This window comes from Pseudoflavonifractor sp. An184 (assembly GCF_002160305.1).
GTDB lineage: Bacteria > Bacillota > Clostridia > Oscillospirales > Oscillospiraceae > Lawsonibacter > Lawsonibacter pullicola.
On record NZ_NFKI01000038.1, the window covers coordinates 1 to 20915 of the forward strand.

The following is a 20915-nucleotide window of genomic DNA, read 5'->3' on the forward strand; positions in this document are numbered from 1 at the left end:
ATTTGAAATATCTGGATTGTAGTGCTTTGCCAAAAAGAAAGACACGCTTATAGCGTGTCTTTCTTTTTGGGCTTCGCGGGCCGAGGGCCCGCTCCGCCCTTCGGTGATTGAAATGCTCGGGGTGGCAGAGCCATCCCTCCGCCGAGGTTTTGCCTCCGGCAAAACGCTCGTACGGCGCATTAGCGCCGCCGGCCAGATGGCCGGTTTGGTGGTTTCCTCCCACGTGTCCGCTTTATAACCCGGATTTTAAACATCGATTTTAACTGTCCTTTGGTTTTGGCTTACGCCGCCCGAAGGGCGGCTCCATCCCTTCATCTAAAATATCAAGATCAGCACAGCGATTCTCTGCCGCAATTCTCCCCAGAAAAGACTTTCTTCATGGAACCTTAAGAAATTCGTAAGAGTTTCCATGGGAAAATTTTTAGAACTGTATGGTACTCTTTCATACAGTTCCAACTGTGACGGCCGGGCGGACGCCCGGCGAAAGGAGAGAAAGCATATGGCAAGCTTGCTGCAAGTGACGGGTCTGACCAAGATATATGGAAAGCGGGGGGCGGCCACCCGGGCTCTGGACGGGGTGGACTTGTCCCTGGAGGCTGGGGAGTACGTGGGCATCATGGGGGCCTCCGGCTCGGGCAAGACCACCCTCTTGAACTGCGTATCCACCATCGACAAGCCCACCTCGGGCTCCATCCTGGTGGAGGGGCGGGAGCTGACCCGTCTGAAGGGGAAGGAGCTCACCCGGTTCCGCCGGGAGCGATTGGGCTTCATCTTCCAGGACTGCAACCTGCTGGACACCCTCACCGCCTTTGAAAACATCGCTCTGTCCCTGTCCATCGTGGGCACTCCGGCGGGGGAGATCCGCCCCCGGGTGGAGGAGACCGCCCAGCTGCTGGGCATCGGCGACTGCCTGGACAAGTACCCCTACCAGATGTCCGGCGGACAGCAGCAGCGGTGCGCCGCCGCCCGGGCCATCGTCACCCACCCCGCCCTGGTGCTGGCCGACGAGCCCACCGGGGCCCTGGACTCCAAGTCCGCCCGCATGCTGCTGGAGCGGCTGGAGGTGCTGAACCGGGAGCGGGGGACCACCATCCTCATGGTCACCCACGACGCCTTTACCGCCAGCTGCTGCCAGCGGGTGGTCTTCCTCCGGGACGGGCAGATTTTTCAGGAGCTCTCCCGGGGGGAGCTGGACCGCCGTGCCTTCTTTGCCCAGATCATCCGGGTGATTACCCAGTTGGGAGGAGAGATGGAAGATGTTCTCTAAGCTGGCTTTCCGCAACGTGCGCCGGTCCTTCCGGGACTACGGGGTGTACCTGCTCACCCTCACCTTCGGGGTATGTCTGTTCTACACCTTCAACTCCCTGGACGGCCAGGGGGCCATGATCTACCTGGCTCAGAGCCAGAACCCTATGGCCCAGGTCATCCAGTCCTGCATCGACATCTTCTCCGTCTTTGTGGCGGTGGTACTGGCCTGCCTGATCCTGTATGCCAACAGCTTTCTGCTCCGGCGGCGGAAGCGGGAGCTGGGCACCTACCTGCTTCTGGGCCTCAGCCAGGGGCAGGTGTCCCGGCTGCTGTTTCTGGAGACCGGGCTCATCGGCCTGGCCTCCCTGGTCCTGGGCCTGGGGCTGGGCCTGCTGGCCTCCCAGGGGCTGTCCGCCCTCACCCTGTCCATGTTCTCCCTGCGGGTGGACGCCTTCGGCCTGGCCTTCTCCCCCCGGGCTGTGATGCGGACGGCGGTGTACTTCGGCCTTATCTTCCTGCTGGTGATGGTGTTCAGCGGCCTCCAGGTCTCCCGGGCCAAGCTGCTGGACCTGATGCAGAGCGGCCGGAGAAACGAGGAGCTGCGCCTGCGTCCCCTGTGGGTGTCGGTGGTCCAGTTTGCCGCGGGGGTGGTCTGCCTGCTCATCGCCTACGCCATTCTGCTGATCTCCGGCATGGCCTACGCGATCATTCTCCCCATGCTGTGCATCCCCATGCTGGGCCTGGGCACCCTGGGGACTTTGCTGGTGTTTAAATCCCTGTCCGGCTTTGTCCTCCGCATGGTCCAGAGCCGCCCCAAGCTCTACTTTAAAAACCTGAATGTGTTCACCCTGCGCCAGTGGATCAGCAAGGTCCACTCCACCTATCTGGCCCAGACGGTGATCTGCATTCTTCTGCTGCTGGCCATGGGCATCACCGCCAGCTCCATCGGACTGAACAACACCATCGAGTCCATGACCGGCCATCAGGCCCCCTTTGACATCACCGTGCAGAACCAGAACGCCGACTCCCAGGGGACGATTGATTTTCCCGCCCTGCTGGCCGCCCACGGCGTGGAGGAATCCGACCTGGCCTGGCAGCAGGACACCATTTTTTACTACAACGACCCGGCGGTCACCGGGATCGAGGACGCCAGCGCCGCCATCCGCCTGTCCGACTGCCAGGCCCTGCTCTCCCGCAGCGGCCAGCCCGCCTACCGGGGGCCGGTGCCCGGTTACCTCACCGGAGTGGAGGAGCAGCTCACCACCGGAAATCTGGGGCTGAGCTGCGTGGTGGTCCCCGACGAGATGGCCCAAAAGCTGGAGGTCCGCCGTCAGGTCTGGTCCGCCGACTACGCCGGGAACGAGGAGGATACAGAGAACCGGGTGCAGGACGCCCTCGCCGCCTATCAGATGGAGCACGGCTGGCTGCGGGTGGAGACCCGCCTGAACCTCTACCAGGAGACCATGGGCAACAAGATCCTGGCCCTGTTCCTGGGGCTCTACCTGGGCCTCACCTTCCTGCTGGCCGCCGCGGCGGTGCTGGCCCTCCAGCAGCTGAGCCAGGCGGCGGACAACGCCGGCCGGCACGCCATCCTCCGCCGCCTGGGGGCGGAGGAGAAGCTGGTCTCCCGCTCCGCTGTGGAGCAGGTGGCCCTGGCCTTTCTCCTGCCCCTGGGGCTGGCTCTGGTCCACACGGTGGTGGGCATGAAGGCGGCCAACGACCTGATCGCCCAGGCGGCCAAGGTGGACTCGGTGCAGAGCGCCCTGGTCACCGCCCTGGTGCTGCTGCTGGTGTACGGCGGCTACTTCCTGGCCACCTCTCTGGCATGCCGGAGGCTGGCCCTGGACCGCTGATTTTCTTCTCGGATGAACTATCCAAAAAGAGAGGACACGGTCGTCAGCCGTGTCCTCTCTTACTCCCCCGGGGTGAACAGCCCGTCCACCGTCACTCCCAGCTCCCGGGCCAGGCGGAAGGCCAGGGAGAGGGTGGGGTCGTACTTGTTGTTTTCAATGGCGTTGATGGTCTGCCGGGACACCCCGCACCGCCTGGCCAGGTCCTCCTGGGAGATGCCCCGCTCCTTCCGCAGCGCCCGGATCTGATTTTCCACAGCTCCTCACCCTCCGTACTTGTGCTTGAACCAGCCCAGGAAGATGGCGTACATCAGGGCCGCCACCACCAGCCGGATAAAGGGCGCCACCGGCTCCCCGTTGGGCTGCTGCGCCGCCACCTCGATGACCTCGATCAGGTTCGCCCCCACCGTGGCGATGAGGGTCCAGGTGCACGCCTTGCCCACAATCAGCTTCCGCCGCTCGTCCTCCAGTTCGGACCGGACCAGCGAGACGAACATCCAGACGATCAGGACCACCGCCAGCACCAAAAGAGCCAGAAATAAGTACACAAACACCGAACTGCCCTGGGAATCCATCGCTCTGCCTCCTTCCAATCAAATCAGAAATGTCAAATTCTTTTGACATCTATGTTATAACACAGGGACTGCTAAATGTCAAATACTTTTTACAAAAAAGAAAAGCGGCCCCACGTCCCGCTCCTGGGACATGGGGCCGCAGTGTATTGGTTTAAGGGGCCTCCCGCCGGTCCGCCGGGCGGTAGACGGCCACCCCCTGGTCGGTCTCCAGGATCAGGTCCCCCCGGTCCACCAGGTACTCCACAAAGAAGCGGATGTTCCGCTCAAACCGGAGGGCGCGGGAGGGCTTCTTGGTGAGCAGCTTGAAATAGCCGCACACCGCCCGGGTGATCTCGCTGATGGTCATGGGCCCGGTGATCTGGGACAGCACCTCCCCCGCCCGCCGCTGGGCCAGGGCCTGGTTGTCGTCGATGAGGGCAGAGAGTTCCTCCCGGCGGCACATCCCCCGGTGGGCCATGACAAAGAAGTCCGCATCCACATCCCGCAGCTTCTCCCGGCTCTCGATGCCGGCCTGGTGGGACAGGCAGTAGGGCAGCTTGGCCCAGAGCTGTTCCCGGGACAGAAGGGCGTCCCCCACATAGCACACCCGGTCCGGGGTCTGGATGGCGATGTGGCCCGCCGAGTGGCCGGGGGTCTGGAGGATCTGGAACTCCGCCCCGCAGAAGGACAGGGGGCCGTCCCGGTCCGGGACGATCACGTCCGGGGTGTGGACCAGATGGGCTGCCTCCCGCTCCACCATGCCGGGGGGCAGCATGAGAAAGTAGCACTTCAGGTTCAGCAGCCCGGCGCACATCCCCGCCTCCTTGGCGGTGAGGGCCACCGGGATCTGGTACTTCTCCTGAAAATACCGGTTGCTCCCCCCGTGGTCCACGTGGGCGTGGGAGCACAGGATGCCCGCCGGGGTCAGGCCGTGGTCCAGGAGGGCCTGCTCCAGCTCCTCCCGCTCCCCCAGCAGGCCGGTGTCCAGCAGGATGCAGCGCCTCTCGTCCAGCTTATAGAAGGGAATCCACTCCATCCCCTCCAGCACCCAGGTATTTCCCTTGATTGGTCTGATGTCCATGAAATCTGCGCTCCTTTGCTCGGTTGGTGTTTCTGCCTTCCCCCGGTCAGGGGGCCGTATATTCCGCCCAGGGGACGAAGGTGAAGGCCACGTCCCAGGGGACCTCCCGGTAGACCAGGTAGGAGATGTCCCCCTTCCCCACCGTCTCGTTGATGGCCCACCGGTCATAGGGGAGCAGGGGGAGGGTGATGTGCTCCGCCCCCGCCGCAGCCTGCTCCCGGGCGTAGGAGAGCCGCTGGTGATAGACCAGGCAGTTGCAGCCGTACACCCACACAAGCCCTGCCAGGGCCAGGGCGGACAGAGGCGCCGCCAGCCGGGTGAGACCGGGCAGCCCCTGCTCCCTGGCCTCCCGGTAGAGCAGCAGGGCGATGAGGGAGAGCAACACGTAGGGGGGCAGGAAATTCCGGGGGCCGATGGGGGTGACAAAGAGCAGCGGCCCGCACAGCAGCCCCAGGGCCAGCACCGCCCCCCAGACGGGGGCGGTCCCCCGGGTCTGGGCCAGCAGGAGGCACCACACCGCCGCCAGGGCCAGCCCCACCCCCAGGGAGAGCTCGTCATACCGGGGCTCCCCCAGCCAGTTCTCCGCCGCCCGCCACAGCTGGAGCAGGTGGAGGGGGACCAGAGCCAGGGCGAGAGCCCTCCACCGGCCTCCCCCCTTCCCCGCCAGCCACACCAGCAGCACGCTGATGAGCAGGGCGGCCGCCGCGGGGAACACCACCGCCTCGGTCACGATCTGCCGCAGGTGCTCCAGGGCCAGGGACACGTCCATCCGCCGGTCGGCGTTGGTACCGCTGCGATAGCCGGAGGCGGTGAACATGACCAGGGCCCCCAGCCAGCTCCCCAGCCACAGCCCCAGGGCCGCCCGCCGCCGGTCCGTGTGCCGGAACAGCAGGGCGCACAGGCACCCGCCCGCCGCCAGGAGGATGGTGGCAGTCTCCATAAAGAGACAGCCGCAGAAGGCCAGCGCCCCCGCCAGCAGGGCGGATGGCGGCCTGCGCCGGGCAAAGAGCTCCAGCAGCACCAGGAGGATCACCATGGGCAGCAGGTAATTCACCAGCCCCGCCCCCCAGGAGAGGGCCTCCTGCCAGATCCCCCTTGGGGCCAGAAGCACCAGGGCCAGAGCCATGGAGAACGCCTCTCCCCGGCCCACCGGCCCCCGCTGGGTCCTCCGGGCCAGCAGGTACACCAGGGCCCACAGGGCCCCGCCCATCAGCACTCCCCGGAGGATGGGACCCACAACGGGGATGAAGTACAGCTTGCCCTGGAGCACCCCCAGCAGGTTCCCCAGGTACCGGCCGTTCTCCGGCACGCCCACGATCTCCACCCCCGCCGTGGAGGGCCGGGTGAGCAGCCAATCCCTCAAAGAGTCGAAGCTCCAGTATACAAAATAGCAGTCGTCGCACTCCGGGACGAACAGCAGCCCCAGCAGCGCCAGTCCAATCAGGGCCAGCGCCGCCGGGAGCCCTCCGCCCCGGAGCGTATGGCTGGATCTCATGGGTCCTTCCCCCTAAAAAAGCGGCTCCCCTCCCGCAGCCGGGAGGGGGCCGTCCCGTATCGTTTTTATGTTCAGCGCACAGTGGAAAAGCACTGGGTCCAGTAGTAGCCGTAGCTGCCGCCCAGGGCCAGGCCCACGCCCAGCTCCTCACAGCCGCCCAGGATGTTGGCCCGGTGACCCTCGGAGTTCATCCAGCTGTTCACCACTTCCTCCGGGGTGCGCTGGCCGGCGGCGATGTTCTCCGCAGCCATGGAGAAACTCAGGCCGTTGTCCCGCATCCGGTCAAAGGGGTCCTCCCCGTCGGGGTTGGTATGGCTGAAGAAATTCCGGTCGATCATGTCCTGGCTGTGGGCCCGGGCGGTCCCGGCCAGGGTCTCGTTGTACACAAAGGGCTCCAGGCCGTTCTCCTCCCGGATCTGGTTCACCAGGTCGAATACCTCCTGCTCATAGGCGGCCACCGTGTCCGCGGGCTCGCTTCCGGCGTCCTCCGCGGGGGTCTCCTCCTCAGAAGGAGTTGAGCCCGCAGTTCCTCCAGCCGTGCCCTCATCCGGCGTCTCGGGCGCGGTCTCCACGTCCACCCCCAACAGCTTGCTCATCACCACGCAGGACTGGGCCCGGGTCATGGCGCCCTCGCCGCCGAAGTCCCCGCTGGCGTTGACGCCGGACAGGTAGCCCAGGGCGTACATGGCCACCACGGCGCTCTCATAGTCCTCGGGGATGGACGCAAAGTCTCCGATGGCCGCCTGGGCCGCCTCCCGCTGCTCGTCGGTGGGCAGGGCCATCCCCTCCGCTACCACGGTGTTATACATGGCTTGGGCCATGTCGTACCGGGTCATGGGCTCTGTTACAACATCCTCGTTCCAGGTCCCATCAGTATACGCCACATCCCAGATCCCATCAATATAGCTGAAACCGGCAGTGGTGTCTATCAGATAGCCCGCCGACCAGGCGGCGTCCAGATAGGGTTCCCACCAGGCGCCCCCCTCCTCCGGGTCGGCCACCGCCTCCGGGCAGAAGGCCTGGGTGAGCATCACGGCAAACTCCGCGGTGGACAGATTCCCGTCCGGATTGAAACGGCCGTTCCCCACGCCGGTCACCACACCCTTCTGGGTCATGGCCTCCACATATGGGTTGGCCCAGTGGTCCTGGGGTACGTCGGAGAAGGTGTTCCCCACCGCTCCGGCGGGCAGAATCATGGAGGCAGACAGAGTCAGGGACAGCGCGCAGGCAGATATGCGTCTCATAAATATCCTCCTTACGCCGCGTCAGGCGGCTGTTCTGTTTGGATTGTACCACAGCTTTCTAAAAAAGTACAGGGCGAAGGCCTGCACATTTGTTTCCACTTATATTGAAAACAAATGAAAATTCATTCTTATGCACTTGCAAAAATGGTTATATATGGTGTGTTTCAAGTATAGCACCATCCATTCTACATAAGAATCGCCGGCACCTGAAGCAGCTTGGCTTCAGGTGCCGTTTATTAGCATAAAACTCAAAACCGCTCTCCCAGCTATTTTCATGTGGCTTATGGTTAAAAGAACTGGGCAGGCCGGTCTGGGACCGGCCCCCTGCGGCGTTCACCGGACAACTTCCCGTATTTTCGTAGGGGCGGGCGTCCTCACCCGCCCGTCCATTGTTCAAATGCGTCCTTGTAAAAGCGCAGGGGCGGCGCACTGGCCCGCCCGGTCCCTCCGCCAGGGCCAGTATGTTCCAGGCGCACAAAATTGGCAATAAAATTCTTGACAAGCCGCAGGGAAGCGGATAAGATAGGAGAGTATATCGCAAGAATGCGCAGAAAAGGCCGAGTACCCGCCTCCAAGACGCACAGAGAGCCGCCGTTTGGTGCAAGGCGGACGGGAGGACGCGGGGAAGATCCCCTTGGAGCAGAGGGCTGAACCAGCAGTAGGCCCCTCCGGCCCGCCCCCGTTACCGGGCATACCTGAGTGGCCGGATTACGCTGTCTTTCCGGCAAGAAGAGTGGTACCGCAGAGGTTTGCGCCTTTGTCTCTTTGATGGGACAAAGGCGTTTTTGTTTTCACAAGGAGGGAACTCGTCCACATGAACTGTCCCAAATGCGGAAAGCCCATGGAGTCCGGCACCATGTACGCGGACAAGTACCCCTATTGGACACAGCAGAAAAATCTCCCCGTCTTTCGTACTCCAAAGGACAAAGTCATGCTGCGGCCGCTGGGCGATACCTCTTCCGGGAATTTTTCCTTCCCGTTTCACGACTATCCCGACGCCATGCTCTGCCGCGCCTGCGGGATTGTCTGTTTTCCCTATCAGCTGCCGTAGGGGCGGCCTGCGGCCGCCCGCGGACGCGCACAGCCCGCCCCTGCGAATGGATACAAACAACAAATTGATTTCATAAATGGAGGAACACGACCCATGGACTACAACAAGACCATCAACCTGCCCAAGACCGACTTCCCCATGCGGGCCGGCCTGCCCAAGCGGGAGCCCGACATGCTCCAGCACTGGAACGATCTGGACCTGTACAACGAGCTGCTCAGGAAGAACGAGGGCAAGCCCCTGTTCTCCCTCCACGACGGCCCTCCCTTCTCCAACGGCGGGCTGCACATGGGCCACGCCCTGAACAAGTCCATCAAGGACTTCATCACCCGGTCCTACGCCATGCGGGGCTACTACACCCCCTATATCCCCGGCTGGGACAACCACGGCATGCCCATCGAGAGCGCCATCATCAAGGAGCAGAAGCTCAACCGCAAGAACATGTCCGTGGCCGAGTTCCGCTCCGCCTGCCACGACTACGCCCAGAAGTATATCGACATCCAGATGGACGGCTTCAAGCGCATGGGCGTGCTGGGCGACTGGGAGCACCCCTACAAGACCATGGACCCGGGCTTTGAGGCCGAGGAGGTCAAGGTCTTTGGGGCCATGTACAAGAAGGGCTATATCTACAAGGGTTTGAAACCCGTGTACTGGTGCCCCCACGACGAGACCGCCCTGGCCGAGGCCGAGATCGAGTACCAGGACGACCCCTGTACCACCGTGTATGTGAAGTTCCCGGTGAAGGACGACCTGGGCAAGCTGGCTCAGTATGGCGACCTGTCCAAGACCTACTTCCTCATCTGGACCACCACCATCTGGACCCTGCCCGGCAACATGGCCATCGCCGTCCATCCCCGGGAGCGCTACGTGCTGGTGAAGGCGGACAACGGGGAGCAGTATATCCTGGCCGAGGCGCTCACCGAGAAGGTGATGAAGGCCGGCGGCGTCGAGCACTACGAGATCGCCGCTCGCTTCACGGGCTCCGACTTTGAGTATATGAAGGCCCGCCACCCCTTCCTGGACAAGGACTCCCTGCTGTGCTGCGCCGAGTACGTCACCATGGACTCCGGTACCGGCTGCGTCCACACCGCCCCCGGCTTCGGCGCCGACGACTACGAGACCTGCAAGCGCTACAAGGTGGAGCTGGTGGTCCCCGTGGACGACCAGGGCCGCCACACCGACTACGCCGGCAAGTACGCCGGCATGAAGACCGACGAGTCCAACCCCGTCATCCTCCAGGACATGAAGGAGAGCGGCATGCTCTTTGCCAGCGAGGACATCGTCCACTCCTACCCCCACTGCTGGCGCTGCAAGAAGCCCATCATCTTCCGGGCCACCCCCCAGTGGTTCTGCTCGGTGGACTCCTTCAAGGACGAGGCCTGCGCCGCCTGCGACGACGTGCGCTGGGTGCCCGGCTGGGGCATCGACCGGATGAAGTCCATGATCCGGGAGCGGGCCGACTGGTGCATCAGCCGCCAGCGCCGCTGGGGCCTGCCCATCCCCGTGTTCTACTGCGCCGATTGCGGCAAGCCCGTCTGCACCGACGAGACCATCCAGGCGGTGAGCAAGCTCTTCGCCGAGAAGGGCTCCAACGCCTGGTATGAGATGGACGCGGCGGACATTCTCCCCAAGGACTTCGCCTGCCCCCACTGCTCGTCCAAGAGCGGCTTCACCAAGGAGGAGGACACCCTGGACGGCTGGTTCGACTCCGGCTCCACCCACTTCGCCTCCATGCAGAAGGACCAGGGCTTCTGGCCCGCCACCGTCTATATGGAGGGCCTGGACCAGTACCGCGGCTGGTTCCAGTCCTCCCTGCTCACCGCCGTGGGCGCTCTGGGCAAGGGCGCGCCCTTCAAGGAGTGCATCACCCACGGCTGGACCGTGGACGGCGAGGGCAAGGCCATGCACAAGTCCCTGGGCAACGGCGTGGACCCCGCCGACATCTTCAAGAAGTACGGCGCCGACATGATCCGCCTGTGGGCCGGCTCCGCCGACTACCACGTGGATGTGCGCTGCTCCGACAACATCTTCAAGCAGCTCTCCCAGAACTACCTGAAGTTCCGCAACACCGCCCGGTACTGCCTGGGCAACCTGGACGGCTTCGACCCCAACCACCTGGTGGCTCCCCAGGAGATGCTGGAGCTGGACCGCTGGGCGGTGACCAAGCTCAACGAGCTCACCGAGAAGTGCTTCGCCGCCTATGACAACTACGAGTTCCATGTGGTAAGCCACGCCATCAACGACTTCTGCGTGGTGGAGCTCAGCTCCTTCTACCTGGACATCATCAAGGACCGGCTGTACTGCGAGGGGAAAGACAGCCTGGAGCGCCGCAGCGCTCAGACCGCTCTGTGGCTCATCCTGGACACCATCACCAAGCTGTTCGCTCCCATCCTGGCCTTCACCTGCGACGAAATCTGGCTGGCCATGCCCCACCAGGAGGGCGAGGACACCCGCAACGTGGTCCTCAACGAGATGAACCAGCCCTTTGCCGCCTACGCCCTGTCCGAAGCGGACATGGCCAAGTGGGACAAGATCGTCTCCGTCCGGGACGCCATCAACGCCGCCCTGGAGGCCGCCCGGAACGAGAAGAAGATCGGCAAGAGCCTGGAGGCCAAGGTGGCCCTCACCGTCCCGGCGGAGGACGCCTTCCTGGCCGAGATGGACCAGGAGAAGCTGGCCGACCTGTTCATCGTCTCCCAGGTCCAGGTGACCGTGGGCGGCGAGCTGTCCGTCTCCGTGGCCGAGGCCGCCGGCGAAAAGTGCGAGCGCTGCTGGAAGCACCACATCAAGGTGGGCTCCGACACCGAGCACCCCACCCTGTGCCCCCGCTGCGCCAAGGTCATCCGCACCATCCAGCTGTAAGCTCTCTGTCCTCCAAAATTTTCCGGCGTCCTCCCCCTCAGGAGGACGCCGGTTTTTTCTGGCGAAAAAACTCCGAAAAAACCCCTCTGCGCCCTTTGGAGTCCGTCAGGTTGCCACTTGCAAACCTATCGCCTTTCCGGTAAAATGGAGCGGAATGGAGCACTTGACACATTCGGATCGGAGCATCGTTTGCTATGAATCACACCAAAGAATCCCAACCCCGCACTCTCCAGGAGCTCTCTCCCGGGGAGAGCGGCATGATTGTATCCGTGGGCAACCAGTCGGGCGCGGTGAAGCGGCGGCTGGTGGACATGGGTCTGACCCCGGGGACGGTGGTGAAGGTCACCAAAATCGCCCCCCTGGGGGACCCTCTGGAGGTGTCCCTGCGGGGCTATGAGCTGTCTCTGCGGAAGGAGGACGCGGGCCAGATCCAGATCGGCCCGGTCCAGGCCAAGCCGCAGGCGGCCTCCAAGCCCGGCGCCCCGGACCCGGAGCGGGACCGCCGCCAGCTCCGGGACCACGTCCACGAGCTGGAGCACCACGAGAAGCCCTATGACCACAACGCCCACGACACCCGCACCATGAAGGTGGCCCTGGCGGGCAACCCCAACTGCGGCAAGACCACCCTGTTCAACGCCCTCACCGGCTCCAACCAGTACGTGGGCAACTGGCCCGGCGTCACCGTGGAGAAGAAGGAGGGCACCGCCCACCTGGGGGACCGGGCCATCACGGTGGTGGACCTGCCGGGCATCTACTCCCTTTCCCCCTACTCCATGGAGGAGATCGTGGCCCGGGACTTTATCATCGGGGAGGGCCCCGACGCGGTCATCGACATTGTGGACGCCACCAACCTGGAGCGCAACCTGTACTTAACCGTCCAGCTGCTGGAGCTGGAGCGGCCCCTGGTGCTGGCCCTGAACTTCATGGATGAGGTGAAGGCCCGGGGGGACCAGATCGACGTGGAGCGCCTGTCCAAGGAGCTGGGGGTCCCGGTGGTCCCCATCACCGCCAAGACCGGCGAGGGTCTGGACGAGCTTCTCCAGGTGGCCCACCGGCAGATGCACCTGGGGGTCACCTATGAGCCCGACGATCTGTACGACGACTTCACCCACGACATCCACCACCGCATGGGCGAGCTCATCCACGACTACGCCTACGCCGCCAACCTGCCCGCCCACTGGGCCTCCATCAAGCTGCTGGAGGGGGACGGCATTGTGGCCAAAGCTCTGAACCTCCCCGCCGGCGTGCAGAACAAGCTGGACGCCATCATCGCCGAGTACGAGGCCTCCAGCGCCCTGGGGGACCGGGAGACCCTGGTGGCCGACAGCCGCTACCGCTATATTGAGCGGGTGGTCCGCGCCTCGGTGGTGAAGGGCAAGGGTTCGGAGGGCCCCACCCTCACCGAGAAGATCGACCGGATTGTCACCGGCAAGTACACCGCCCTCCCCCTGTTCCTGTGCGCCATGCTGGTGATGTTCGTCATCACCTTCGGCCCCTTCGGCTCCTGGCTCCAGGACGGGGTGAGCGCCCTCATCGACCTGTTCTCCGGCTGGCTGGAGGGCGCCCTGTCCGCGGCAGGCGCCCCCGACGTACTCATCAGCCTGGCCTGTGACGGCATCATCTCCGGCGTGGGCGGCGTGCTGTCCTTCCTGCCCCAGATCGCCCTGCTGTTCTTCTTCCTGTCCTTCCTGGAGGACTCGGGCTACATGTCCCGGGCGGCCTTCATCATGGACCGGCTTTTAAGGCGCTTCGGCCTCTCCGGGAAAGCCTTTATCCCCATGCTCATGGGCTTCGGCTGCTCGGTGCCCGCCATCATGGGGGCCCGCACCATGGAGAATGAGAAGGACCGGCGCATGACCATCCTCCTCATCCCCTTCATGTCCTGCTCCGCCAAGCTGCCGGTGTACGGCCTGCTGTCCGCCGCCTTCTTCGGCCCCTGGGCCGGGCTGGTGGTGTTCGGGCTGTACGTCATCGGCATGGCGGTGGGCATCCTCTCGGGCATTCTCTTCAAGCACACCCTCTTTTCCGGGGAGCCCGCCCCCTTTGTGCTGGAGCTGCCCCCCTACCGCTTCCCCTCCATGGAGAACATCGCCACCCACGTGTGGCAGAAGGTGAAGGGCTTCCTGGTGAAGGCGGGCACCCTGATCCTGGCCATGTCCATCGTGCTGTGGCTGCTTCAGTCCTTTGACTTCTCCCTGCACATGGTGGACGACGCGGCGAACTCCATGCTGGGCACCCTGGGCGCCCTCATTGCCCCCGTCTTTGCCCCTCTGGGCTTCGGCTTCTGGCAGGCGGCGGTGGCCCTGCTCACCGGCTTCATCGCCAAGGAAATGGTGGTGTCCTCCCTGTCCATGTTCTACGGCTTCTCTCTCACCGCCGCCGGTACGGCGGTAGCGGCGGCCATGACCGGGTTCACCCCCCTGTCCGCTTTCTCCATGCTGGTGTTCATCCTGCTGTATGTCCCCTGCGTGGCGGCCACCTCCACCATGGCCAAGGAGCTGGGCAGCGCCAAGTGGACCGCCTTCTCCGTGTGCTGGCAGATCGGCGTGGCCTATGTGGTCTCCCTGCTGGTGCACACAGTGGGACTGGCCCTGGGATTTGTGTGACTTTGTGAAAACCTCATAAACGCCCCAAGGAGCGCCGGGACCCTTTCGTCCCAGGCGCTCCTTGTTCTTTTTCCCGCCTTCCGCTATAATGGGGACGGCCTTTTTTCGGCTGCGGCTGAGAACCCGGTCCGTTTTCTCCGGGACCGGCCATCTTCTTTTGCTTCATTCTTAATTTTCATTTGGGGTGTTTTTATGAACAAAATCGACCTGATCGCCCTGGACCTGGACGGGACCCTGCTGGACCCGTCGGGCCGGGTCACCCAGGCGTCCAAGGACGCCATCGCCCAGGCCCGGGCCTCCGGGGTGGAGGTGTTTTTGGCCACCGGCCGGGCCGCCCCCGAGGCCGCCTATTTCGCCCAGGAGGCCGGCTGCGGCGTGCTGGCCGCCGCCCTGGGGGGCGCGGTCATGTGCGACGCCCGCACCGGGGCCCACCTCCGCCGGTGGGACCTCCCCCGGGAGACCGGCCGCCGGGCTCTGGAGCTGTGCCTGAACCGGGAGATCGTCCTGATGATCTTCGCGGGTGAAGCCATCGTGCTGGACCCCTACTCCAAAAAGCTGCTGATGAAGCACTACCCCTTCCCCTGTTTTCACGACAACGCCGTGGTGACGGAGGACCCCATTGCCTATCTGGAGGAGCACGACCTCCCCCTGACCAAGCTCCACGGGGACGGGGACCCGGCCAGCTACCCCCTTAAAGAGCTCACCGCCCTGGAGGGGGTGTCCCTCACCGCCTCCAGCGACCGGGACTTTGAGCTGGTCCCCGCCAAGGTGGGCAAGGGCCGCACCCTGGCCCTCATGTCCCTCCTGCGGGGGGTGCCCCTGGAGCGGTGCGCCGCCGTGGGGGACAGCCCCAACGACCTGTCCATGCTGGAGGTGGTGGGAACCCCCATCGCCATGGGCAACGCCAATTCCCAGGTGAAGGCGGCCGCCCGGTATGTGGCGGCGGACAACGGCCACGACGGCGTGGCCGAGGCCATCCGGTGGTGTTTAGCGCAGAACGCGTAATGTTGAAACATTGATCAAGAAAGAGAGCAGTACACCACCAGCGCCATCCTCTGTTCATATTCATTATCATACTGTTTTAGGACCACCTTTTACACGGGACACTTCTTCTTGATTCAGAACACAGGCAGACAGCGGCGGGACACCCTTGGGACACCATGGGCGCAAAAAGAGAGGGAACAGGTCTCCCCATTCCCTCTCAAAAAGTGCTTGTTTATGCGGTTTCAATTAGCCGAAGTAACGCTTCAGCAGGCCCTCGAAAGCCTTGCCGTGACGGGCCTCGTCGCGGGCCATCTCATGGACGGTGTCATGGATGGCGTCCAGGTTCAGCTCCTTGGCCTTCTTGGCCAGCTCGAACTTGCCGGCGGTGGCGCCGTTCTCAGCGTCCACACGCATCTCCAGGTTCTTCTTGGTGGAGTCGGTAATCACCTCGCCCAGCAGCTCGGCGAACTTGGCGGCATGCTCGGCCTCCTCATAGGCGGCCTTCTCCCAGTACAGGCCGATCTCGGGGTAGCCCTCGCGGTGGGCCACACGGGCCATGGCCAGGTACATACCCACCTCAGAGCACTCGCCCTGGAAGTTCTCACGCAGGCCCTGGAGAATCTCCTCGGGAGCGCCCTGGGCCACGCCTACCACGTGCTCAGCGGCCCAGCTCTTCTCGCCGGCCTGCTCCACGAACTTCTCCTTGGGGGCCTTGCAGATGGGGCAGAAATCGGGCGCGGTCTCGCCCTCATGTACGTAACCACAGACGGAACAAACAAACTTCTTCATGCCAATACGTCCTCCTCATTTTTTTCTGCTTGCATGCAAGCTTGGCATTTGCCGTAAAAGGTGAGTTCGTGGCGGTCCACCTCGAACCCATATTGCTCCCTGACCGCGCGGTTCAAATTGGCATCCATCGAAATCCCGTGGAGATCGATGACCGCGCCGCAGGTGTTGCAAACAAAGTGACTGTGCGGGGTGGTAACGGCGTCAAACCGCTCCTGTCCATGGACGACGCCTACGCTTTGAATGGTCCCCTGCCGCTGGAAAAAAAGCAGGTTCCGGTACACCGTTCCCAGACTCAGATCCGGGTGGGCCGGCTTCAAGGCTTGGTAGATCCACTCAGCGGAGGGGTGCGCATCTGTCCCGCGGATGACGTCCAAAATGGCTTCCCGCTTCTTGCTGTATCGAGTTGCGCGCTCCACTGTCCGTCCCCCTAATCAATAGTAATTCTTGTTTGCAGAAAGATAGTACCACACTCCATTCAGTTTGTAAAGAGGTAATTTCAATAATTTTTTGCCGGATACATCAAAATGTAAAATCCGGACCTCCTCAGCCAACAGAGCGGTCCACGTGCACGAAACAGCAGTTTTTCGGGATCGGAATAGGGGACACTCTCCCATCGTTCTCCTCTCTCCACATGCGGTTCTTTGTTTAGCCGTCTCAAAAGGTCTTGAAGCTGGGGCGGCTGCGACGGCTCTTCCCCGCTCCTTAAAAGTCTCAAACCATGAATCTGCAGTCCTTCTCCGGGGCTCCGCCCCTGATGATTGACAAGTCCTCCTCGTTTCGCTACAATGGGGAGGACAAAGCGCCCAAGGGTGCCCGGGGCCTCCCTCAGAGGGATTGGCCGGCCGGGAGAATAGGGAAGCGGGTGAGAAGCCCGCGCGGGACCGCCGCCGTAAGGGGGAGTTCCGCGTCCAGCATGCCACTGCGGGTACACGCGGGAAGGCGGACGTGGGACGGGGAACCCAAGCCGGAAGACCTGCCCTGGGGATCAGAGCTGTCTCTGGATGGGACAGGACCCGTCTCCCGGACGGACCAAACGGGAGAACGGAATTGACACGCCGCCTGGGAAACGGGACCGGCTTTGTTGTCCTGCGCCGCTCCAGTGAATTACTGGGGCGGCTTTTTTGCTCTGGCGCGGGCCTGAGCAGGCGGGCGGCAGAAGGAGGAATTTTATGATGAAAACCAAGCAAGAACAGGGTCTGCTGACCCTGGTCCTTGTGCTGGCCCTGGCCTTTGGTGTACCCCAGAGCGCCGGCGCTATGCACATTGCGGAGGGTTATTTACCCGCAGCGACCTGCATCTCCTGGGGCGCGATCTGCCTCCCCTTTGTGGTCTGGGGCCTTATCAAAATCCGCCGCCTGGCCCAGAGGCAGAAGAGCGCCCTGGTGCTTCTGGCCATGGCTGGGGCCTTCGCCTTCGTCCTAAGCGCCCTGAAGATCCCCAGCGTCAGCGCCTCCTCCAGCCACCCCACCGGCACCGGCTTGGGGGCCATTCTGTTCGGCCCCGCTCCCATGGCAGTGCTGGGTCTGATTGTCCTGCTGTTTCAAGCCCTGCTGCTGGCCCATGGGGGACTGACTACGCTGGGGGCCAACACCTTCAGCATGGCCATCGCCGGGCCGCTGGTGAGCTGGGGGGTGTGGCGGGCCTGCGGAGCGCTCCGGGTGAACCGGCGCGTCTCCGTTTTCCTCGCCGCCGCCCTGGGGGATCTGTTCACCTACTGCGTCACCAGCCTCCAACTGGCCCTGGCCCATCCCAGCCCCACCGGCGGCGTGGCGGGAGCGGCGGTGGAATTTCTGGGGGTGTTCGCCCTCACCCAGATTCCCCTGGCCGTCATTGAGGGGCTGGTCACAGCAGCGGCAGTGCTGGCCCTTGAGCAGTGCGCCCAGCCCGAGCTGCGCTTACTGAAGAGCTGGAACGAAGGGAGGGCGGCGCAATGAACCGGACCTGGAAGCTGTTTTTCGCCCTGTTGATCGCCGCCGCCCTCATCGCGGTCATTCCCCTTGCCCTTCTGCGGGACACGGACTTTGCCGGGGCCGACGGGGCGGCGGAGGAGATCGTCCAGGAGCTGGACCCGGACTATGAGCCCATCGCCCAGCCCATTCTGGAGCCCCCCGGCGGTGAAACCGAAAGCCTGCTGTTCTGCCTTCAGGCCGCCCTTGGAGCGGGAGTTCTGGGCTTCGGCTTCGGCTGGCTGTCCGCCCGGAAGAAATACCAGGGCGGCGCCTCCGCGGAGCACCTCCGGGAGGAAACACCGTGATTCTGCGGGCAGTTTTGACGGGGGCGGTCCTGACTCTTGTGGGCTGGGGCCGCCTGCCGCCCCTCCCCCTGCTGGCGGGGAGCGGACTCCTGGGCCTTCTGCTGGCCTGGGGGAGCCGGAAGGCGGGCCACACCCACGCCCTGGAGCTGGTGGAGCAGACCGCCCGCCGCTCCCCCCTGTCGGAGATGAGCCCCGGGGCCAAGGTGCTTCTCTGCCTGGCAGGCCTGCTGGCCTGCGTCACCGCCCGGTCCCTGGTTCTCGTCCTGCTGCTGTGGGGGACCGCCCTGGGGGCGCTGCTGGGACCGGGGGGCGTGCCCCTCCGGCGGTACCTGCGCCTGCTGGCCCTGCCGGGGACGTTTTTGCTGCTGGGGGCCCTGGCCCTGGCAGCCGACCTGGGCCCGGTCCCCGGGGACGTGCTGGCCCTCCCGGTACCCGGCGGGTTTCTCTCGGTGACGGAGGCGGGACAGCGCCGGGCCGCCCTGGTCACCCTGCGGGCCTTCGGGGGCGTCTCCTGGATGTACGCCCTGGCCCTCACCACCCCCATGGCCCAGCTGCTGGAGCTGCTTCAGCGCTGGAAGCTCCCCAAGACGCTGGTGGAGCTCATGTTTCTCACCTACCGGTACCTGTTTCTCCTGTGGGGGCTGCTGGAGTCCATGTCCCAGGCCGCCCGGTGCCGCCTGGGCTGGCGCAATTTCTCCGCCGGCGTGCGCACCTCCGGAGCGGCGGCTTCGATACTGCTGGTCCGGTCTCTGGGCCAGGCCCGGCGGTCTCTGGCGGCCATGGAGGCCCGGTGCTGGCGGGGGGACGTGTCCCTGGAGGGGACCTCGCCCCCAGAGTTCACCGTCCGGCAGGCCCTGGGGACGGGGATGCTGACGGCTGGAATGGCCCTGGCCTGGATTCTGTCCTGGAGAGGAGGTTGGCCCTGATGGCCCCTGTTTTGGAATTGAGACACATCACCTGCGGCTACGGCCCGGAGGAGCCCCCCGCCCTCCGCGATGTGTCCCTGGCCCTGGAGCCGGGGGAGCGGCTGGCTCTGGTGGGCCCCAACGGGGCGGGCAAGTCCACCTTGTTTCTGGCCGCTCTGGGGCTCCTCCCCCTGTCCGCCGGGGAGATCTGGCTGGAAGGGCGGCGGGTGGAGCTGAAAAAGCGCCGGGAACTGGACCGGCTTCGCTCCTCGGTGGGGCTGGTCTTCCAAAACCCGGACGACCAGCTGCTGGCCCCCACGGTGGAGGGAGAGGCGGCCTTTGGGCCCAGGAATCTGGGGCTCCCGCCCCGGGAGGTGAGCGCCCGGGTGGACCGGGCCCTAGCCGCCTGCGGCCTGGAGAACTACCGGCGGCGCTCTCCCCACCAGCTGTCAGGCGGCGAGAAAAAGCGGACCGCCCTGGCCGGGGTGCTGGCCATGGAGCCCCGGGTCCTGCTTCTGGACGAGCCGGCGGCCGGCCTGGACCCGGAGGGCCGGCGGCAGCTGGAACAGCAGCTGGACCGCCTCCGCGCCCGGGGGATCGCCGTCCTCCTGTCCACCCACGACGTGGACTTCGTGTGGCGGTGGGCCGACCGGGCGGCGGTGCTGGCCGGGGGACGGCTGGCCGCCGCAGGCACGCCGGAGGAAATTTTTGACCGGTGCGGCCATCTCCCGGGGTGGAATTTTTCCCCGCCTATGATATACTGGATCGGGAAAGAGCTGGGGCTCTCACCCCTCCCCCGGTCAAGAGAGGAGTTGGAACAGAGATGGAAGAGAAACGCGCCCTGCTGACCGTCAGCTTCGGCACCGCCGCCGAGGAGGCCCGGCGGGAGGAGATCGGCGGCGTGGAGGAGGCCCTCCGCCGCCGCGTGCCGGAGCTGCCCTTCGCCCGGGCCTACACCAGCCCCACCATCCGGAGGATTCTGGCCAATCGGGGGATTGCCGTCCCCAGCCTGGAGGAGGCCCTGGAGGAGCAGCTGTCCGCCGGAGTGGAGCAGCTCTATCTCCTGCCCACCCACCTGCTGCCCGGCTATGAGTACGACGCCATCGCGGCCACCGTCGAGAGCTTTCGCCCCCGGTTCCGGGACCTGCGGCTGGCCCCGCCCCTGATGGGGGACACGGACATGGTCCGGGCCCTGGCCGGGGTGCTTATGGAGCGCTGGAGAAAGCTCCTGGGGCAGACGGTGGTGCTGGTGGGCCACGGCACCGCCCACCCGGGCAATCTGGTCTACCCCGCCCTCCAGGGGGTTCTCAGCCTGGCGGGCCGGGGGGATATCCTGGTGGGCGCCATCGAGGGCTGGCCCGGACTGGATGAGCTGCCGCCGGTGCTGGAGCGCCAGGGGGCGGAGCGGGTCATTCTGGCCCCCCTCCTGCTCACCGCCGGCGCCCATGTGCGGGAGGACATCGCCGGCCCCGGCCCGGAGAGCTGGAAGAGCCGCCTGGAGGCGGCGGGCCTGACCGTCCACCCCGTTCTGGAGGGGCTGGGGCGGCTGCCCCAGGTCCAGGGGCTGTATGTGCGGCGGCTGGAGCAGCTGCTGGAGGAGTAAGGATTCTCTCAGGTGGGATTTCGCCGCCTCCCTTTAAAGCCTTTCCCCTGGGGCGGATAAGGGGCAGCTCAGGGAACAGACATCATTAGAAGAACCCCGTAGGGCGGTGGCTCGCCCCCGCCGCCTTGTTTTGTAGGGTTTCGCCCTGCGGGGCGAGTTCCTTTTCCGCGTGGAAAAGGAACCAAAAGACGCTGGGGGACGCCGCAGGGGCGAACTGCGTTCGCCATGCCGGCTTTCCCTACCCCCTCTGGCCCTTCGGGCCATCTCCCCCTGACAGGGGGAGTCGGCCCCCAGACCCCCATTTACGGGGGTTACCCCTTGGGCCGGGCAGAAAATTTCCGGTGCGCAAAATCTGAGTGGCGTTCCGCCATTCAATTCGGGCCACTGGGCCC

General features: G+C 64.7%; 18 protein-coding genes, 1 riboswitch and 1 other annotated feature. Of the genes, 11 read left to right on the top strand and 7 right to left on the bottom strand.

Annotated elements, in window-relative coordinates:
- Nucleotides 1-499: 499 nt before the first annotated feature.
- Both B5F19_RS11980 and B5F19_RS11985 read left to right on the top strand, forming a co-directional pair.
- The gene (locus tag B5F19_RS11980; RefSeq protein WP_087290766.1) at nt 500-1267 is read left to right on the top strand and encodes an ABC transporter ATP-binding protein; all 768 of its coding nucleotides are present in this window, start codon (nt 500-502) and stop codon (nt 1265-1267) included.
- Nucleotides 1257-3101, top strand: coding sequence for an FtsX-like permease family protein (locus B5F19_RS11985; protein ID WP_087290768.1), 1845 nt, complete (start codon nt 1257-1259; stop codon nt 3099-3101). The genes B5F19_RS11980 and B5F19_RS11985 overlap by 11 nt, the downstream gene beginning before the upstream one ends.
- Before the next feature lie 59 nt (nt 3102-3160).
- Here the strand turns inward: B5F19_RS11985 and B5F19_RS11990 are convergent, their stop codons facing one another.
- The 5 genes from B5F19_RS11990 to B5F19_RS12005 form a co-directional block, all read right to left on the bottom strand.
- The gene (locus B5F19_RS11990) at nt 3161-3355 is read right to left on the bottom strand and encodes a helix-turn-helix transcriptional regulator (protein ID WP_087290769.1); all 195 of its coding nucleotides are present in this window, start codon (nt 3353-3355) and stop codon (nt 3161-3163) included.
- A gap of 6 nt (nt 3356-3361) precedes the next feature.
- The gene (locus B5F19_RS11995; RefSeq protein WP_087290771.1) at nt 3362-3673 is read right to left on the bottom strand and encodes a hypothetical protein; all 312 of its coding nucleotides are present in this window, start codon (nt 3671-3673) and stop codon (nt 3362-3364) included.
- Between the two features lie 151 nt (nt 3674-3824).
- Nucleotides 3825-4733 carry an MBL fold metallo-hydrolase gene (locus B5F19_RS12000; RefSeq protein WP_162612571.1) on the bottom strand — a complete coding sequence of 303 codons (909 nt, stop codon included), beginning with the start codon at nt 4731-4733 and terminating at the stop codon, nt 3825-3827.
- A gap of 46 nt (nt 4734-4779) precedes the next feature.
- Nucleotides 4780-6228 carry a DUF6056 family protein gene (locus tag B5F19_RS17525; RefSeq protein WP_162612572.1) on the bottom strand — a complete coding sequence of 483 codons (1449 nt, stop codon included), beginning with the start codon at nt 6226-6228 and terminating at the stop codon, nt 4780-4782.
- Nucleotides 6229-6299: 71 nt separating this feature from the next.
- A complete protein-coding gene (locus B5F19_RS12005) occupies nt 6300-7472 on the bottom strand; it encodes a CAP domain-containing protein (RefSeq protein WP_087290776.1) in 1173 nt (390 codons plus the stop codon).
- A gap of 539 nt (nt 7473-8011) precedes the next feature.
- Nucleotides 8012-8240 (top strand) — a binding site (T-box leader).
- A 46-nt stretch (nt 8241-8286) separates the two neighbouring features.
- Between B5F19_RS12005 and B5F19_RS12010 the strand changes: the two genes are divergently transcribed.
- From B5F19_RS12010 to B5F19_RS12025, 4 genes are all read left to right on the top strand, one after another.
- The gene (locus tag B5F19_RS12010) at nt 8287-8523 is read left to right on the top strand and encodes a PF20097 family protein (protein WP_087290778.1); all 237 of its coding nucleotides are present in this window, start codon (nt 8287-8289) and stop codon (nt 8521-8523) included.
- A 93-nt stretch (nt 8524-8616) separates the two neighbouring features.
- Nucleotides 8617-11382 (top strand): isoleucine--tRNA ligase, encoded by a 2766-nt coding sequence (gene ileS, locus B5F19_RS12015; RefSeq protein ID WP_087290780.1) that lies wholly within the window; start codon nt 8617-8619, stop codon nt 11380-11382.
- A 194-nt stretch (nt 11383-11576) separates the two neighbouring features.
- Entirely contained in the window at nt 11577-13988 is a 2412-nt protein-coding gene (gene feoB / locus B5F19_RS12020) for a ferrous iron transport protein B (protein WP_087290784.1), read from the top strand.
- Between the two features lie 192 nt (nt 13989-14180).
- The gene (locus B5F19_RS12025; protein ID WP_087290786.1) at nt 14181-14993 is read left to right on the top strand and encodes a Cof-type HAD-IIB family hydrolase; all 813 of its coding nucleotides are present in this window, start codon (nt 14181-14183) and stop codon (nt 14991-14993) included.
- A gap of 225 nt (nt 14994-15218) precedes the next feature.
- Here the strand turns inward: B5F19_RS12025 and B5F19_RS12030 are convergent, their stop codons facing one another.
- Together B5F19_RS12030 and B5F19_RS12035 are read right to left on the bottom strand one after the other, a co-directional pair.
- Nucleotides 15219-15761, bottom strand: coding sequence for an NADH peroxidase (locus B5F19_RS12030; RefSeq protein ID WP_087290787.1), 543 nt, complete (start codon nt 15759-15761; stop codon nt 15219-15221).
- Nucleotides 15758-16177, bottom strand: coding sequence for a transcriptional repressor (locus tag B5F19_RS12035; protein ID WP_191342599.1), 420 nt, complete (start codon nt 16175-16177; stop codon nt 15758-15760). The genes B5F19_RS12030 and B5F19_RS12035 overlap by 4 nt, the downstream gene beginning before the upstream one ends.
- Before the next feature lie 374 nt (nt 16178-16551).
- A riboswitch (cobalamin riboswitch) is annotated at nt 16552-16757 on the top strand.
- Nucleotides 16758-16933: 176 nt separating this feature from the next.
- On the opposite strand from B5F19_RS12035, the gene B5F19_RS12040 reads away from it, so the two are divergent.
- The 5 genes from B5F19_RS12040 to B5F19_RS12060 are packed head-to-tail and all read left to right on the top strand — an operon-like array spanning nt 16934 to nt 20523.
- The gene (locus tag B5F19_RS12040; RefSeq protein ID WP_087290809.1) at nt 16934-17695 is read left to right on the top strand and encodes an energy-coupling factor ABC transporter permease; all 762 of its coding nucleotides are present in this window, start codon (nt 16934-16936) and stop codon (nt 17693-17695) included.
- A complete protein-coding gene (locus tag B5F19_RS12045; RefSeq protein ID WP_087290789.1) occupies nt 17692-18015 on the top strand; it encodes an energy-coupling factor ABC transporter substrate-binding protein in 324 nt (107 codons plus the stop codon). The genes B5F19_RS12040 and B5F19_RS12045 overlap by 4 nt, the downstream gene beginning before the upstream one ends.
- Nucleotides 18012-18941: a cobalt ECF transporter T component CbiQ gene (gene cbiQ / locus B5F19_RS12050; RefSeq protein WP_087290791.1), complete on the top strand. Its 930-nt coding sequence runs from the start codon at nt 18012-18014 to the stop codon at nt 18939-18941. Before B5F19_RS12045 ends, cbiQ begins: the two co-directional genes overlap by 4 nt.
- Nucleotides 18941-19768: an ABC transporter ATP-binding protein gene (locus tag B5F19_RS12055; protein ID WP_087290793.1), complete on the top strand. Its 828-nt coding sequence runs from the start codon at nt 18941-18943 to the stop codon at nt 19766-19768. The genes cbiQ and B5F19_RS12055 overlap by 1 nt, the downstream gene beginning before the upstream one ends.
- Complete coding sequence (locus tag B5F19_RS12060; RefSeq protein WP_087290795.1) at nt 19744-20523, top strand: sirohydrochlorin cobaltochelatase; 780 nt, start codon at nt 19744-19746, stop codon at nt 20521-20523. Before B5F19_RS12055 ends, B5F19_RS12060 begins: the two co-directional genes overlap by 25 nt.
- Nucleotides 20524-20915 lie beyond the last annotated feature (392 nt).

What these genes read in the sequence shown, in the direction of transcription:
- B5F19_RS11980 (WP_087290766.1), top strand. Translation starts at nt 500, where the DNA reads ATGGCAAGCTTGCTGCAAGTGACGGGTCTGACCAAGATATATGGAAAG.
- B5F19_RS11985 (WP_087290768.1), top strand. Translation starts at nt 1,257, where the DNA reads ATGTTCTCTAAGCTGGCTTTCCGCAACGTGCGCCGGTCCTTCCGGGAC.
- B5F19_RS11995 (WP_087290771.1), bottom strand. Translation starts at nt 3,673, where the DNA reads ATGGATTCCCAGGGCAGTTCGGTGTTTGTGTACTTATTTCTGGCTCTT.
- B5F19_RS12000 (WP_162612571.1), bottom strand. Translation starts at nt 4,733, where the DNA reads ATGGACATCAGACCAATCAAGGGAAATACCTGGGTGCTGGAGGGGATG.
- B5F19_RS17525 (WP_162612572.1), bottom strand. Translation starts at nt 6,228, where the DNA reads ATGAGATCCAGCCATACGCTCCGGGGCGGAGGGCTCCCGGCGGCGCTG.
- B5F19_RS12005 (WP_087290776.1), bottom strand. Translation starts at nt 7,472, where the DNA reads ATGAGACGCATATCTGCCTGCGCGCTGTCCCTGACTCTGTCTGCCTCC.
- B5F19_RS12010 (WP_087290778.1), top strand. Translation starts at nt 8,287, where the DNA reads ATGAACTGTCCCAAATGCGGAAAGCCCATGGAGTCCGGCACCATGTAC.
- ileS (WP_087290780.1), top strand. Translation starts at nt 8,617, where the DNA reads ATGGACTACAACAAGACCATCAACCTGCCCAAGACCGACTTCCCCATG.
- feoB (WP_087290784.1), top strand. Translation starts at nt 11,577, where the DNA reads ATGAATCACACCAAAGAATCCCAACCCCGCACTCTCCAGGAGCTCTCT.
- B5F19_RS12025 (WP_087290786.1), top strand. Translation starts at nt 14,181, where the DNA reads ATGAACAAAATCGACCTGATCGCCCTGGACCTGGACGGGACCCTGCTG.
- B5F19_RS12030 (WP_087290787.1), bottom strand. Translation starts at nt 15,761, where the DNA reads ATGAAGAAGTTTGTTTGTTCCGTCTGTGGTTACGTACATGAGGGCGAG.
- B5F19_RS12040 (WP_087290809.1), top strand. Translation starts at nt 16,934, where the DNA reads ATGAAAACCAAGCAAGAACAGGGTCTGCTGACCCTGGTCCTTGTGCTG.
- B5F19_RS12045 (WP_087290789.1), top strand. Translation starts at nt 17,692, where the DNA reads ATGAACCGGACCTGGAAGCTGTTTTTCGCCCTGTTGATCGCCGCCGCC.
- B5F19_RS12055 (WP_087290793.1), top strand. Translation starts at nt 18,941, where the DNA reads ATGGCCCCTGTTTTGGAATTGAGACACATCACCTGCGGCTACGGCCCG.
- B5F19_RS12060 (WP_087290795.1), top strand. Translation starts at nt 19,744, where the DNA reads ATGGAAGAGAAACGCGCCCTGCTGACCGTCAGCTTCGGCACCGCCGCC.